We start from the raw sequence: 13,919 nt of genomic DNA, 5'->3' as shown, positions 1-13,919 counted from the left end.
GAGACTTCGCATTACGAGGGCGACAGAGATCGTGACAGGCTGTGCCACGTCATCGGCTCAGATCCCGTCTCCGCAGATCAGAGCACATGTCGCGGTCCCGCTGATCGCACCCCGTGTTGCACCGTCCACAGGCGTCCGCGCTCCCCTTGCGCTCCCCGCCCCATGATCACAGCGACAAACCGGCTCGCAGAACTCGTGGGCAACACCATGCTGGCACAGTTCACAGCCGCCGGCCTTCGCGTACAAGGCCACGGCTCAATGCGGCGAGGAGCGCCGCCCAGTCCTGTTCGTGGAGCGCGCCGCGCACGACCCGCAGCCCGTCCTCGTCCCCCAGTACGGATAACCGCTGCTCGGTGAGACGCTGCACGGCCCCGCGAACGAACTCCCGGTCGGCGAAGTCTGCGTAGGCGGGCCCGCGCCACGCATCGAGTGCCTCGGTGAACAGCACGGCCCGGCTGCTCGGGTCCGCGACGTTGCGGGCCCGGTCCACCAGGTCACGGAACCGGGTGGCGTCCACCTCGTCGGCGTCGCAGTCGAGCCGCCTGGTCCTGCGGTTTCGGACGGACCAGAATGCCGGTGATCGCGAAGACGCCGTCGAACACGATGAGTTGCTCGATGCTGCGCGGTAATACTCCGTCACATCCGATCCGCCGGACGCCATCACTGCGGAGCGGGAATCCGAAGGCGCATCCCGCCAGACCGTCCGTCTCCGCGATCACCGTGGCGAACCCGGGCCGACGTATGCCAGAGGCCAGACGGGTCAGAAAACGCCGGCGGATGGGACGACGGTATGCCTCATGGGATGACGTCTCGCGTGAGTCCACGTAGAGACCGGCCAGTTCCCCTCCCCGGTCCAGCGCCGGCCAACGGTTCACCCGACGCAACCGCACCGCGACCATGGTGGACGACTCGCCGCCTTGGAGCTTCGCGCTCACCCGCCGACTGCCCGGAACCGGGCGGGGATCAGCCGCCGGCATGCGACGCTTCGGAGTCGGAGTCCGCGTGGGTCGGCCAGTTGTCCCGCTGTTCCCGCGCCACTGCCGCGCGACTGCCGGTCCGATCTCCGTGGGAGCCGACCCGTTCTCCGCTCAGAGGGAAGGCGGGCGCGGTGGGTGGGGCAGAGGTGATCAGTTCGGGGAGTTCCTGGGATTCCTCCGGACGTTCGGGGAGCGCGGGACGCGGGATGCTCCGGTGGATGGATTCGCCGTCGGTCTCCCGGCTCTGGTGCTCGAAGAAGCGGAGCATCTCCACCGGGAACGGCATGACCAGGGTGCTGTTCTTCTCCGCCGAGACGTCCACCACGGTCTGCAGCAGGCGCAGTTGGAGAGCGCCCGGAGTGTCGGCCATGGTCGCCGCTGCATCACTCAGCCGCTGGGAAGCCTGGAACTCACCGTCGGCGGCGATGACCCGGGCACGACGCTCGCGTTCGGCCTCGGCCTGCTTGGACATGGAGCGCATCATCGACGCCGGAAGGGCGATGTCCTTGATCTCCACCCGCTCGATGCGCAGTCCCCAAGGTTCCTCGGTGGGGGCGTCCATCACCTTCTTGAGCTCCGCGTTGATGTGGTCGCGGTCGGAGAGGAGCGTGTCCAGATCCGCCCTGCCGATGACCGCGCGCAGCGAGGTCTGGGCGATCTGGGAGACGGCGCTGGGGTAATTGCGGACGTTCACCAGGGCCTTGACCGGGTCGATGACCCGGAAGTAGACGACCGCGTCGACGGTGAGCGTCACGTTGTCGGCGGTGATGGACCCCTGCGGCGGGATGCCCAGCACCTCGGTCTGGACGGACACCTTCCGCATCCGGTCCCCGATCGGCCGGATGACGCGCAGGCCGGGCCCGCGGATGTCCGGCAGCAGCCGCCCGAAGCGGAACACCACGCCCTTCTCGTACTGCTGGACGTTGCGCAGGCTCAGGGCGAGCAGGACCAGCCCGGCCGCGGCGAACACCACCAGCACAGTGATCAGAACACCCATGGTTCTCACATTCCTTACGTCGATGGCGTCTCCGGACCCGAGCGGTCCGGGGAGCACCCGGCACGGGAGGACCCCGGCCGGTTGTCCGTGGCGCGGCCGGGGTCCGGGGCTGCTGTTGAGGCTCTGCTACGTCGGCCCGGCTCAGCCGGGCGAACTCTGCGGTACGTCGCTCCGGCCGGCCCGGGTGATGCCGGTGGCGGCCAGAATCCGGTCGGCCGAGACGGCGTTGCCGTCCTGTACGGCCATGACCATCGCGGCGTGCGCGGGGCCGATACCGGCCCTCGGCGGGATCACCAGGAACAGGAAGTGGTCCTCGTCGCCGCGGGTGACGATCATGGAGTTGTCGCCCACGGCGGACCAGTCGATGCGCACCATGTGCCCGTCGACGAACAGATGGCCCGGAGACCCGTCCCAGTCGCTCGCGTCGAGGCCCACGCGGGCGATGGGGCCCAGGCGAGCCGTCAGCTCGGTGAGGAGACCCGACAGCTGGCTCTTGAGGTCGCGTGTCCGCGGCCACCACGCGCCGTCGAACGTCCCCGTGCGCCTGGCTGTCGTCTCCATCCGCAGGACCGCGGTGCCGGGAAGCACCGGTTCACCGCCGGTGTCTGCCAGAAGCTTCACAGAATGCATGGCGGGGAGCATGGCGACTCACTTCTCGCCCGTCCGGGTCCGGCGCCGTGGCCGGAGCCGTCCGCGTCCCCCGTCGCGATGGTCGCGGCGATCGCCGGCGCCACTCGTTCCGGCACGACCGCGAAGCCTCTGCGGGGCCGATGGTGCCACCCCCCGGACAGCCGACCGGGAGCGGCCGTAGTGAAAAGCGGCGATGCGCTCGTCGTGCTGGTTGTTGAGCAGATGGATCAGGAGCACGCCCACAGCGACCATCGCCAGGAGCGCCATCACGACCACGAAGGTCTCCATGACCCTCACATGCCCTTTGCCGCATTCGGTGTCGGCGGGGCGACTGCCGGAATGGTGAGTGCCGGAGCCGTGACTGCCGGGATCCGTGGACGGGAGGTCGGACCGAGGGCCTCACGGCCTCCTTCGGCGTCCCAGACGGCCTCCACGGCCCGGTCGGTCGCCGTCACGGTGCGCAGACGCGCCGCTTCCTCCATCAGCCGGCCCGTGGCCGACGTGCGCAGCGGGTCGCTCACGGCGGCCATCAGCCACGCGGCCGAGACGCGAGTCGTCTGCGGGTCGAGCACGGCAGTCGCCCGGGGAAGTTCCACCCGCGGGTAACAGGAGCGGTACCACCAGGGGCCGTCCAGCAGAGCCGGAACCGAACCGGCGAGAGCCGGCGGCATGCGGAAAGACGGAGAAGAGGGCCGGTGTTCGGTTGCCGGCGCGTACGAAACGGTCGCTGTCATGATGCGAACCCTGCTCCGGGCCGGTCGGACCGGCCCGGTGAAGTCAATCGCCGAAAACGACACAAGCATGGGGGCCGGTGCGCGAAATACCCTCGGTGAACACCAGCTTACTCCTCCGGCGGTCCGTTCCACGGACGCGATCTACGGCAGGAGCTGCGCCAGGCGCTGCGGCGCCTCCATACGGCGGACCGGAGATGACGGCGGGCGCGCCCGGCGGTCGGCCTGTCGGCTCTTCGCCCGTTCGGCCCGGTCAAGTGCTGTCGGGGCGTGGGAGCGGCACGCTGGTGTGTGCTGTGCCCGAGGCACCGGAGGGTGTGGTGGCGGGCGTCGTGGAGGTGGCGCTGAGGGCGAGGAGCGCGACGTCGTCCGCGGGTCCTGCGGGGAAGGTGTTCAGCAGCGCGGTGAGGTCGCTGATGATCGCGGTGGCGCCGAGGGCCCGGTTGGTGGCGGCGTGGTGGGTGAGGTGGGAGGACAGGCCGCTCTCGCCGAACCGGGCGCCGCGGGAAGTACGCGCCTCGGTGAGTCCGTTGCTGTAGAGGAAGAGCGCCTCGCCGGGCAGGAGTCGAACGGCCCGGGAGACGAAGTCCGCCTGCGGCAGGGCGCCGACAAGCATCCCTCCCGCCAGGTTCACCGGCTCGGTCCGGGCTGCGGCCCGGGAGGGCCCGTCGCGACGGGCGGGCCGCAGGTGGTGGGCCGGGAGATGGCCGCCGCCGGCGAGGGTGAGGGCGAAGCCGCCCGCGGGGTCGGGAGCGAGGGTGCCGAAGACGAGCGTGCAGAAGCCGCTGCCGTCGGACGATGCCGACAGCAGGGCGGTGTTGAGCGCCCGCAGTACAGCACACGGATCCGGCTCCAACAGGGCGGTGGTGCGCAGGGTGTAGCGGATCAGCGAGGTGAGCGCGGCCGCGGGCGCGCCCCGGCCGCTGACGTCGCCGAGGAAGAACGCCCACCGCCCGGCGCCGAGCGGGAAGACGTCGTAGAAGTCGCCGCCGACGTCGTGGACCGAGGCGGTGGTGTAGTGGCAGGCGGCCTCCAGGCCCGGCACTTCCGGCAGTGCCGGGGGCAGCAGGGTGCGCTGCAGTGTGGAGGCGTACGCGGCGATCTCCGACCGGTCCCGCTCGGCGCGCTCCCGTGCCGAGCGCTCGACCTCCACCAGTTCCCGCTCGGCACGGAGCATGCGCAGGGCGGACAGCCGCAGTTCGAGTTCGTCCATCACGAGCGCGGCCAGGTCGGTCAGGGCGGTGGCCTGGTCCGGTGTGATGCGGCGCGGCCTGGTGTCCAGGACGTCCACGGTGCCCAGGCGGTGACCGTCGCGGGTGGTGATCGGGGCGGCGGCGTAGAAGCGCACCCGGGCCGGGCCGGTCACCAGACAGTGGGCGCGGGCGACCGGGTCGTCGAGGGTGTCGGGGACGACCAGAGGACTGCCCGTGGTGATCACCGAGGTGCACAGCCCCGGGTCCCGGCCGATCTGCGTGACCCCCGCCAGACCGTACGCGGCCTTGAACCAGACCCGGTCGGTGTCCACGATCGTCACCGTGGCGGCCGGAGCGTCGAACAGGCGGGCGGCCAGCGCGGCGATCCGGTCGAAGGCACCGTCGGGCGGGGTGTCCAGGATGTCGTAACGACGCACCGCGGCGATCCGCCGCCCCTCCTGCTCCGGAGACAGCTCAACCTGCTCCTCCATGGCTTCTCGACGCCTCCACGTCTTCGCACGTCCACGTCGCACGTCCACGGCTTCGCACGCGTCGCGCCCGGCCGGCGCAGGCGGCTATCCGGGCCGTTGGGTCCGGTCGTTGTGTGCGAGGCCGTCCGGATGCTGCGTCGTGCGCTCTCCGAGGGACAGAAGCAGTACGCACAGGACGGTCGGGGCGCGGTGGACCTGGCCCACCTCCTGCCAGCCCCACGCCTCCAAGGCAGCACGGGCCGGGCGGTCGGACTGGTCCAGCAAGGTGACCCCGAGCGAAGCCTGGTGGTCGGCGAGCAGGCGCTCCTGGAGCCGGCGGGCGAGCCCGCGGGCGTACTGGTGCGGATGGATGACGGTTTCGAGGATCGCGAAGACGTGTCCGGACGCGGTCAGTTGCTCCAGGTTCTGGGGCAGCGGCCCGTCGAACCCCTGCCACCAGGAGCCGTCACGTGGCACGGGGATTCCGAAGACACAGCCGGTCAGGGACCGGGCCTCGGCGAGCAGCATGTCGAATCCCGGCAGTTTCACGCCGTCCGCCAGACGGCGCAGGAACTCCTGCCGACCGTGGAACTCCTCGCCCGGCGGGGTGGTGGTGGACTCCACGTACAGATCCGCCAGGTCCTCTCGCAGGCCCTCGGCCTGCCAGCGGTTCAGCCGGCGCAGCCGCACCGTGTCCATGGCGGACGGCTTCGGGCCTTCGGGTTCGTGGGGTTGCCGCGGAGTACGCATGGGGCGCCTCGGTTCAGGAGACCGGCAGATGGGCGGGAGTGCCATCGTGGCCGATGTGCGGCGCCGGGGTCCGGGACGTCTGTTCACCAGCATAGCCCCGAGTCGGCGCCGTGCCGGGGCCAGTTGGGGGCATGGGGCAACTGCGGCCCGGGCGGCGGACCGGCCGACCCGCCGGGGCGTTCAGGTCATGGCGCCATCCCTTCGGCCGGGCGTGCCGCAGGTGCCGGCCATCAGCCTCGGCTGTACAAGCCTGTGGCGAAGGGTTCCCGCGGCCACAGTCAAGGAACCGGCACTCCCACCGTGGCTGCCGCTCGCCTGAGGAGAGCGGAATCGACCCGGTGCTCGACGCGACACGGCGTATCCGACCGGCGTTGACCCGAGACGAGCACACCTACGTCAGGCCCTGTTCCGCCGCTCCTGAATCTGCTCTAGGCTGCGCGCAGGGAAGACCGGACTGCGGCCGTGTCAGGTAGCAGCAGGTCTCCCCGTCCAGGCTCCCAGCCCCCGAGTCGGAAACCAGGCCCGGCCGGAGCCGCATCGCCGGACAGCGCGGCTCCAGCCCAAGTCCTCTCGGCATTTTCCAGACGGGGTGTTCCCATCAGTCCCGCCGCCGCGGAGGGCAACGCGCGAGGACATGGCGGAGGGGGGCCTCCCGTTCCTCGCGCTCCGGACGGCCGCCGCCGTCGTGCGGCGGCGGCCGTCCGGCCCACGGTCCCCGGTGCAGGAGCGGCGTGCCGATGCGCGTCGGCTGCGGCGCGAAGTGGGTCAGGACCCCAGCCCGGCAAGGGGTTCGGAGCCGTCGATGAAGGCGCGGGCCACGTCGGCCAGGCGGCGGTTGTGGGCGCGGGCGTAGCGGCGCAGCGCGCTGAACGCCTGCTCCATGTCGATGCCCTGGCGTTCGGCGAGTTTCCCCTTGGCCTGTTCGATCAGTACCCGGCTGTTCAGCGCCGTCTGCAACTGTTCGTTCAGCACGGTGCTGCGCTGCGCGGTGCGTTGTTGCAGCAGGCTGATGGTGGCGACGTCGGCCAGTGCCTGGGCCACGAGGGTGGCGGCCGGGTCGAAGGGTCCGGGCGCGGCGCGGAAGAGGTTCAGGGCGCCCACGGTCTCCTCCCGCAGACGCATGGGCAGGGCCTGGACTGCCCCGAATCCACTGCTGTGGGCCGCCGTGACGAAGCGCGGCCAGCGGTCGACCTCCCGGGTCAGGTCGGGGATGATCACCGGCGCGCCGGTGCGGAAACACTCAAGGCAGGGGCCTTGGTCGTTTTGCAGCTGGAAGAGCTCCAGCACACGCACCTGTTCGTCGGAGGCGGCCATGACGCGGAGTTTGCCGTCCCGGTCGGCGAGCAGTACCCCGGCGGCGCTCGCGTCGAGCATGCCGACACAGCGGTCGGTCAGCAGGCGCAGGAAATCGATGAGGTCGAAGTCGGCGACCAGATTGTCGGCCAGCTCGACGAAGGTCTTGGCCAGAAGCTGTTGATCCATCGTGGGCACCCTCGATTGAGACTGGTCCCGCCGGGAAGGGGCGGGAAGTACGGCACGTTCCTCGGCCGGCACCAATGCGTCAGTTGTCCTCCCCCGCCTGGTCCGGCTCCGCGTCCGGGGTGAAACGAAGCCGTCCGGCCACCACGTCGGCGGCCACGTCGGCGAGCCGGCGTCCCTGCGCAAAGGCGTAGGCGCGGAGCCGGACGAAGGCTTCTTCGATGCCGACTCCGAGCTGAACCGTGAGCATCCCGCTGGCCTGGTCGATCTCCGCCCGGTACGCGCCCAGGTCCTCGACGGGGCCACCGCGCGGCCCGCCCGTCTCGTCGATGCGCGCGTCCAGCAGCACCAGAGTCGCGAGATCGGCGAACGCCAGCGCGTCCGCCAGTTCCTCCGTGTCCAGTACGGTCGGAATGTTGGCGTACAGGTCCAGAACTCCCGGGCTGATCGCGCCCATCTGCAGAGGAAGCGCGAAGACCGCGCGGGCCCCGGCTTCCAGGGCCGCATCGGCGAACACCATCCAGCGGTCCTGCAGGCCACGGGTGAGCAGATCGGGTGTCAGGACGGCCGAGCCGCGTACAAAGGCGTCCACGCAGGGCCCCTCGCCCAGCGTGAGCTGGAGCTCTTCCAGTTGCTCGCTGACGGTGTCGGTGCTGCACAACGGATGGCTCGGCGCGGTCCCGGACATCGCCGACAGCCCGGCCCCGCCGACCGGCAGCGCGGCCACGGCCGCGGTGCACACGTCCACCACACCGACCCGGGCACCGCGTCCGGCCGCCTGCTCGGCCACCAGCATCCGAATGCGGACCGACCGGCTCTCAGCGCCCACCCGGGCCACCGCCTCCCGTCATGGTGACAAGGCCCTCCAGCGTCGCCGTGGTGCGTTCCCCGAGGGGAAACACCAGCGCGCGGAACGTGGTGACGCCCAGTGGCCTGCGCAGCTCTCCGACATCCAGCCATCCCCAGGAGCGGAGCGCGGCGAGAGCCGGGTGATCGGCCCCGTCCACCAGGGTGGCGCCGAGCGTTGCCTGGTGGTCGGTCAGCAGCCGCTCCTGCACACGATGGGCGAGTTCCCGGTCCTGCGGGTGCGGCCGGATCAGGATGTCACCGAACGCGAAGACGTTGCCGGACACGGTGAGTTGCCCGACGCCGCGCGGCAATACTCCGTCGAAGCCGAGCCACCACGAGCCGTCGCCGCGCACCGGGAATCCGAAGGCGCATCCCATCAGGCCGTCCGACTCGGCGATCACCATGGCGAATCCCGGCCGGCCCATGTCCGCGGTGAGACGGTTCAGGAAGTCCTGGCGGCCGGGACGGCAGTACGCATCACCCGCTGTCGGCACGCGGGACTCCACATACAGCCCCGCCAGATCCTCACGCAGGCCCTCCACCAGCCGACGGTTCAGCCGGCGCAGTCGCACCGGAGCCACGGCGGAGGCCTCGCCGTTCCCCGGCTTCCGTGGCTGTCCCCGCCTGGGTCCGGCCGTCATCGCACATCGCCCGAGAGAACAGGCGCAGGCGGGACAGATCCGTGCGGCAGGGCTGGAGCCGGCACAGCCGGGGAGTCGCCGGAAGGAGGTGGCGGGTCGTACGGAGGACCGAGGAGCAGGAAACCGCAACCGGTGAGGCCGACTATGACGACGAGCATCGGCGGTGGGTGGTGCAGTCGCAGGGTCCCGCCGGCCACGGTGGTCTGCTGCGCAGCGTGCAGGAAGGCGTTGAGGCCGCTGCAGTCACAGAAACTGACAGGGGTGAGGTCGACGTCGATGGCGCGGATGCCGTCCCGCAAGCACTGCTCCAGGGATGCGCGCACCAACGGTGTGGATTCGAGATCGATCTCACCGGCCAGGGTGATCAGCGCCCGTTTCCTTCTGTCATGGCGATACACGGAGAGCTGTGGAAGGGGCATGACGCCTCGGTTCGGAAGATCATCCGGCAGCGGGCCCGGCCGTGCCGGATATCCGGCACCACCTGGCGCGCTCCCGGCGGGGGCGTACGTTCGGCGGAATCGGAGCGTAGGCAGGTCCGACCGCCTGTGCGACAGGAAAGAGGCCCACCCGTTCCCTCCTGGGATGCGCCGGGTGACGGACCAAGAGTCCGCTCCCCGCGCACTATGTGTCGAGCAACGACAAGCCGCCGGGGTCTGGGACGTCCGTACAGCAGCATAGTCCCCGGCGCGGTCCGGTGGGGTCCGCTGACCCGCCTGGTCCCAGCGCCTGGACCGTGGCCGCGATGTGACGCCGTACGCGGGCATGTCCGACGCGTAGCGCGGTACTGGTCAAGCGGCGCGAAACGCGGTGGCCGACGGCCGCCGGGCACGTCAGTCAGTGCACCACCTGAGGAGGTGGCTTCGCATGACGGAACCGAACGGTTCGACCCTGCCCGAACCCGGCCCGGGGGAGCCCCGCACCGGCCTGGGCACGGCAATGCAATCCGCACGCCCCGGGCTCCGGGAACAGCCGGGGACCCGCGGCCGGACGACCATCGCCGACGGAGTGGTGGAGAAGATCGCCGGCATCGCCGCACGGGAGGTCCCGGGAATCCACGCGCTGGGCGGCGGATTCACCCGCACCATGGGCGCGATGCGCGACCGGGTCCCGGGCGGTCATCCGAGCGCGGGGCGCGGCGTCAAGGTCGAGGTCGGTGAGAAGCAGACCGCCATCGATCTCCAGGTCGTCGTCGCATACGGGGTGAGCATCACCGACCTCGCCGCAGAGGTCCGTGAGAACGTGATCGCGGCGGTGGAACGGATGACGGGCCTGGAGGTCGTCGAGGTGAACATCGCGGTCAACGACGTGCACCTGCCGGACGAGGACACGCAGGAGACCCCCGAGGACCGGGTGCATTAGGGCCTTGCCCGGGCAGACGCGGGCGCGGCTGCCCGGGGCAGTCTCCGGATGCTGTCGGACGGTCGGTTCCCGGCGACCCGAGTCGTCGGACCCGGGACACGTCGAACGGACGCGGTCGGCTCAGCACGACGGGGCTGGGGGCCGTGGGTGGCGGTTCAGCGCCGTCCGCATGTCACGGACAGCCAACGCCGCGCACAGGTCCCGGTACGTGGGCATCGAAGGGGCGGACCACGGGCGGCCCGTCCCGCACCGGTGCCCTGCGCGCTTGCTCGTCGGCGGAAGGGGGCCGGCGCCGGGGGGGCTGCGGGAAGCAGCGGAGCGTCGCGACCACGCCTCTGGTCCCGTCCGGGTCGAAACGGACGGCAGCCATCGAAGATGCCGGGCCCGGCGAACACGGCAGCCCTCCCGTCCGAGGGCGGTCAGCGGCGCGCCAGTTGCCGTTCGCCGGCCGCACCGGGCTGGTAGCGAAGTCCGTAGTGCTTGAAGACCGCTTCCTCCTGCTCGGCGGGCAGCACGTCGTCGGTGCCGATCGAAGGAGCCTGCTTCACCAGCATTCTGACATAGCCGACCCTGAGATAGTCCGGCCCGGCGATCGCGTCGTCGAGAGGGACGAAGACCAGACGGTGCCGGGTGCGCAGTCCGGTCCGTACCGTGGCCATGGCCGGCTCATCGGTGGTGGTGTCCACATAGACCGCCTCCAGGACACCGATCTTGTGCGACTCGGAGTCGACGACATCGCGGTTGCGCCATTCTCGGACGTCGGCTGCGTGGATCATGGTCTCTCCCTACCTGGACGACTCATCGGCCGATGACGAGTCGCGCCCTCGGTCCTCCGCGTGAAACCGCCGCAGTTCACCCCGCAGCGCACGCTGCATCCGCTCCGGGAGCGGCTTGCCCTCCCAGGCGGCGACCACGGCCGCGGCCACCTCCGGAAGTCTGGTGTCGCACTGCCGCGAGACGTCGACCAGCAGGTTCCTGGCCGCCCCGCGGCTGCAGGGGGTCAGGACCATCACCATTCCGCGGGCCTGGTCGATGACCGCACGGCCGGCCAGCGACCGCCGCAGCTGATCGTTCTCGGCGCGCAGTGCGACGAGGTCCTGCCCCGCCGATGCGCTCCCCCACATGGCCTCGGCCCGCAGTTTCCACCAGTCCTCTTGGAGCACGGTTGTGCGTCGCATGGCATGTACCTCTTCACGAGTTCGACGTCTCCGGTCTGGTCGGAGCCGTCCCGGACCGTGGCTGCCCGCCCACTCCACGGGTCACCTGTGGTGGTCATGGTCCCGACGGTCCTCACTCCGCCAGCGCGCCCGGTGCTGGCGGCTGTAGCGACGGTCCTGGCGATCCCGGCGCTCCTGGTAGTCCCGGGGTTGCCGATGGTCCCCGACATCGGAACCGCCACGGCTTCGGCCTCCGCCACGATCGCGGCCGCGGCGGGTCGCGCCGAAGACCAACACGGCCGCAGCCACCCACCAGTTGGGATGGAGGAAGCCGAAGCCGAACAGAACGGCGATGAGGATGAGGTGCAGGACGAACCCAGTGGGCCTCCCCGGGAGCGGGACACAGCATCGATACCGGGGACTGGGGCCTCACCCCACAGCGTAGTCCTGCCCCACGGTTGCGGGTACCGTGCGACGTCAGCGCGTCTTGTGCGGCATGAATGGCTGCTTGACACCTGGCGGGGAACTGCGGCGAGGGCTAGCGTGCGACATGCCGCCCCGGCCCCCGGCAGCGTCGCACCGCCAACGCGCTCCCCAGTGGGCGCACCCTGCGCATCGGTCCCGGAACCCGCCGCGTCACGAGCCCGGCCGTTCCCGCACACGCCCGTCGTGACGAGATCCCGGCGAAGCCCCGATGCGCCTCAAGCGGGCATCGAACTGCTGCCCGCCGCGTCGCGCGCATCCCCTACCAGGCGGTACACATGTACGCGCTGATCGTTCCCGCTTCGACCCCCTTCGTCCTGCTCATCGCCGTGATGGCCCTTTCGTGGTGGGAGGACCACATCCTGCCGCCGTCGACCGAGCCGGCCGAATCCCCCGCCGAGGCTCCGCTCACCCCGGCGGCCCCGGCGCAGCTCCCAGAACTCGCCCGTGTCGACACCACGTTGACAGGGGAGGTTGCCGGGCGTTGACTGACAGCACGGTGTAGGGCCATGCCACTCCGGAACGTCGGGGCGCGGCATTCCACCTTCCCACTTCGCCCGGACCCCGCGGAATCAAGGAAATCCCCGCGATCTGGAGGCCCGGCGATGATCTGGATTCTTCTCCTTCTGCTGATCCTGGTGGTCTTCGGGTTCGGCTTCGCGATGCAGATCCTGTGGTGGGTCGCCGCCGTCCTGCTGGTCGTCTGGATCGCCGGCTTCGCGATGCGCGGGCGCGGCGGTGGCCGCCGCCGGTAGTCCGTTCCGGAGTTCGACCCTGCCCGCAGGGACAACGGCCTGTACGGCGATCACACGCGGAACCCACTCACCAGACAAGCAGGAGGCCGGCCATGAGTGTCGGACAGACCATCAAACACAAAACACAGGCGTTCAAGGGCCGGGTCACCGAACGCATCGGCCGGACCACCCGCAACAGGCGACTGCAGCGCGAAGGCAGGACCGACCGGGTCTCCGGAAACCTGAAGCAGTCCGGCGACAAGGCCAAGGACGCCTTCAGGCCCTGACCACCAACGCCCCGGGTGGTGCCCACGTCGGGCGGACACCACCCGGCCGGCCCGAACGCCCGACAAGCCGACAGGAATCGACGGCAATGAAGCAGACCAGCGTGCGAACCGAGAGCCGGAGAAGGCAGCCATGATCATCTTGGTGATCATCGCCGTGGCCGTCATCGGCCTGGCCATCCTCCTCTACACGGGACGTGGACGAACCCGAGGCGGTGGCGGGCAGGGACTGAAGCGCCGCTTCGGACCCGAGTACGCCCGCGCGGTCGCCGACCACGACGGCGACACCAAGGCCGCCGAACAGGAACTCGGCAAGCGTGTGGAGGAGCACGGCTCCCTCACGCAGCAGGCGCTGTCGCCCGCGGCCCGCGAGCGCTACAGGGCGCGATGGGCAGCCATCCAGGAGCAGTTCGTCGAATCACCGCAGCAGGCCGTCACCGAGGCGGACACACTGCTGGCACGCCTGGCAAGGGACCGCGGCTTCCCCGACGGCGAGCGGTTCGAGGACCAGATCGCCGCCCTCTCCGTCCACCACGCCCCCCACGTCCAGGGCTACCGCAGCATGCACACGGCGGCCCACGGGCCGAGCGGCACCGAGGACATGCGGGAGGCGATGGTCGAATCCCGAAGCCTCTTCGAAGCACTGGTGACCGGGCAGCCGGCCAACCCGCCCCGGCCCTCCGCCCCCGACGGCCAAGGCAAAGCGCCGTGGCCACTGACCCGACGCCACGCGAAGGGAAGCAGCACCTGATGTCCCACGACCCCGAACGCGCACCGCAGTCCCAGCCTGGGAGCCCGGATCCGACCCAGCTCGCCCCGCAGGCGCCCCGCACCGATTCCGCTCACGCACCGCGTGAGCCCGGCACCGGCGCCGGCGGCCCCGATCGCACGCCCGGCCCGGCCCTGATCCCGCAGGGCGACCGGGACAAGCTGGCCCTGCGCCTCCAGCAGGCCCTGGCCACCTTCGTCGACGGGCCGCGCCAAGCGGTGGAGGAGGCCGACGCCGTCCTCGACGAGGTCACCACCCGGTTCGCCGACACCCTCGCGGAACGACGGCGCGTCCTGCGCACAGGCTGGCAGGACCCGGACGCCGACGTGCAGACCGAGGAACTACGGCTCGCCCTGAGGCAGTACAGGGAGATCACCGAACGGCTGCTGCACATGTCGGTGCCTGCCGGTCAGTGA

The 13,919-nt window shown here is 70.7% G+C and carries 20 protein-coding genes; 6 read left to right on the top strand and 14 right to left on the bottom strand.

Annotated elements, in window-relative coordinates; translation table 11 throughout:
• Positions 1-220 precede the first annotated feature (220 nt).
• The 12 genes from POF73_RS28050 to POF73_RS27995 all read right to left on the bottom strand — a co-directional run bounded on the left by POF73_RS28050 (position 221) and on the right by POF73_RS27995 (position 9,136).
• Positions 221-517 (bottom strand): BTAD domain-containing putative transcriptional regulator, encoded by a 297-nt coding sequence (locus POF73_RS28050; protein WP_334313628.1) that lies wholly within the window; start codon positions 515-517, stop codon positions 221-223.
• Positions 495-935 (bottom strand): hypothetical protein, encoded by a 441-nt coding sequence (locus POF73_RS28045; RefSeq protein WP_272120978.1) that lies wholly within the window; start codon positions 933-935, stop codon positions 495-497. Before POF73_RS28045 ends, POF73_RS28050 begins: the two co-directional genes overlap by 23 nt.
• A gap of 28 nt (positions 936-963) precedes the next feature.
• A complete protein-coding gene (locus tag POF73_RS28040; RefSeq protein ID WP_272120943.1) occupies positions 964-1,974 on the bottom strand; it encodes an SPFH domain-containing protein in 1,011 nt (336 codons plus the stop codon).
• A 141-nt stretch (positions 1,975-2,115) separates the two neighbouring features.
• Complete coding sequence (locus POF73_RS28035; protein ID WP_272120941.1) at positions 2,116-2,604, bottom strand: DUF5994 family protein; 489 nt, start codon at positions 2,602-2,604, stop codon at positions 2,116-2,118.
• An 18-nt stretch (positions 2,605-2,622) separates the two neighbouring features.
• Positions 2,623-2,892: a hypothetical protein gene (locus POF73_RS28030; protein WP_272120939.1), complete on the bottom strand. Its 270-nt coding sequence runs from the start codon at positions 2,890-2,892 to the stop codon at positions 2,623-2,625.
• A gap of 5 nt (positions 2,893-2,897) precedes the next feature.
• The gene (locus POF73_RS28025; RefSeq protein ID WP_272120937.1) at positions 2,898-3,338 is read right to left on the bottom strand and encodes a hypothetical protein; all 441 of its coding nucleotides are present in this window, start codon (positions 3,336-3,338) and stop codon (positions 2,898-2,900) included.
• Between the two features lie 250 nt (positions 3,339-3,588).
• The gene (locus POF73_RS28020; RefSeq protein WP_272120935.1) at positions 3,589-5,019 is read right to left on the bottom strand and encodes a PP2C family protein-serine/threonine phosphatase; all 1,431 of its coding nucleotides are present in this window, start codon (positions 5,017-5,019) and stop codon (positions 3,589-3,591) included.
• An 84-nt stretch (positions 5,020-5,103) separates the two neighbouring features.
• Positions 5,104-5,748: a hypothetical protein gene (locus tag POF73_RS28015; RefSeq protein ID WP_272120933.1), complete on the bottom strand. Its 645-nt coding sequence runs from the start codon at positions 5,746-5,748 to the stop codon at positions 5,104-5,106.
• Positions 5,749-6,513: 765 nt separating this feature from the next.
• Complete coding sequence (locus tag POF73_RS28010; protein WP_272120931.1) at positions 6,514-7,230, bottom strand: GAF and ANTAR domain-containing protein; 717 nt, start codon at positions 7,228-7,230, stop codon at positions 6,514-6,516.
• Between the two features lie 79 nt (positions 7,231-7,309).
• Positions 7,310-8,056, bottom strand: a complete 747-nt coding sequence (locus tag POF73_RS28005; protein ID WP_272120929.1) for an ANTAR domain-containing protein — start codon at positions 8,054-8,056, stop codon at positions 7,310-7,312.
• Positions 8,046-8,657: a hypothetical protein gene (locus POF73_RS28000; RefSeq protein WP_272120927.1), complete on the bottom strand. Its 612-nt coding sequence runs from the start codon at positions 8,655-8,657 to the stop codon at positions 8,046-8,048. The genes POF73_RS28005 and POF73_RS28000 overlap by 11 nt, the downstream gene beginning before the upstream one ends.
• Positions 8,658-8,713: 56 nt before the next feature.
• Complete coding sequence (locus POF73_RS27995; RefSeq protein ID WP_272120925.1) at positions 8,714-9,136, bottom strand: STAS domain-containing protein; 423 nt, start codon at positions 9,134-9,136, stop codon at positions 8,714-8,716.
• Positions 9,137-9,581: 445 nt separating this feature from the next.
• On the opposite strand from POF73_RS27995, the gene POF73_RS27990 reads away from it, so the two are divergent.
• A complete protein-coding gene (locus POF73_RS27990; RefSeq protein WP_272120923.1) occupies positions 9,582-10,076 on the top strand; it encodes an Asp23/Gls24 family envelope stress response protein in 495 nt (164 codons plus the stop codon).
• 419 nt (positions 10,077-10,495) lie between these two features.
• Here the strand turns inward: POF73_RS27990 and POF73_RS27985 are convergent, their stop codons facing one another.
• On the bottom strand, positions 10,496-10,852 hold the full coding sequence (locus tag POF73_RS27985) for a PRC-barrel domain-containing protein (protein ID WP_272120921.1): 357 nt from the start codon (positions 10,850-10,852) through the stop codon (positions 10,496-10,498).
• Between the two features lie 9 nt (positions 10,853-10,861).
• Complete coding sequence (locus POF73_RS27980; protein ID WP_272120919.1) at positions 10,862-11,254, bottom strand: ANTAR domain-containing protein; 393 nt, start codon at positions 11,252-11,254, stop codon at positions 10,862-10,864.
• Between the two features lie 740 nt (positions 11,255-11,994).
• On the opposite strand from POF73_RS27980, the gene POF73_RS27975 reads away from it, so the two are divergent.
• The 5 genes from POF73_RS27975 to POF73_RS27955 all read left to right on the top strand — a co-directional run bounded on the left by POF73_RS27975 (position 11,995) and on the right by POF73_RS27955 (position 13,919).
• Positions 11,995-12,204, top strand: a complete 210-nt coding sequence (locus tag POF73_RS27975) for a hypothetical protein (protein WP_272120917.1) — start codon at positions 11,995-11,997, stop codon at positions 12,202-12,204.
• A gap of 117 nt (positions 12,205-12,321) precedes the next feature.
• A complete protein-coding gene (locus tag POF73_RS27970) occupies positions 12,322-12,471 on the top strand; it encodes a hydrophobic protein (RefSeq protein ID WP_115905775.1) in 150 nt (49 codons plus the stop codon).
• A 92-nt stretch (positions 12,472-12,563) separates the two neighbouring features.
• Positions 12,564-12,737: a CsbD family protein gene (locus POF73_RS27965; RefSeq protein WP_097267141.1), complete on the top strand. Its 174-nt coding sequence runs from the start codon at positions 12,564-12,566 to the stop codon at positions 12,735-12,737.
• Positions 12,738-12,867: 130 nt separating this feature from the next.
• Positions 12,868-13,485 carry a hypothetical protein gene (locus POF73_RS27960; RefSeq protein WP_272120911.1) on the top strand — a complete coding sequence of 206 codons (618 nt, stop codon included), beginning with the start codon at positions 12,868-12,870 and terminating at the stop codon, positions 13,483-13,485.
• Positions 13,485-13,919 (top strand): hypothetical protein, encoded by a 435-nt coding sequence (locus POF73_RS27955; protein ID WP_272120909.1) that lies wholly within the window; start codon positions 13,485-13,487, stop codon positions 13,917-13,919. The genes POF73_RS27960 and POF73_RS27955 overlap by 1 nt, the downstream gene beginning before the upstream one ends.

This window comes from Streptomyces sp. HD (assembly GCF_028369295.1).
In the GTDB taxonomy this organism is placed as follows: domain Bacteria; phylum Actinomycetota; class Actinomycetes; order Streptomycetales; family Streptomycetaceae; genus Streptomyces.
Note: the sequence above shows the minus strand (reverse complement) of the source record. Positions and strands in the feature narration are given on the sequence as shown.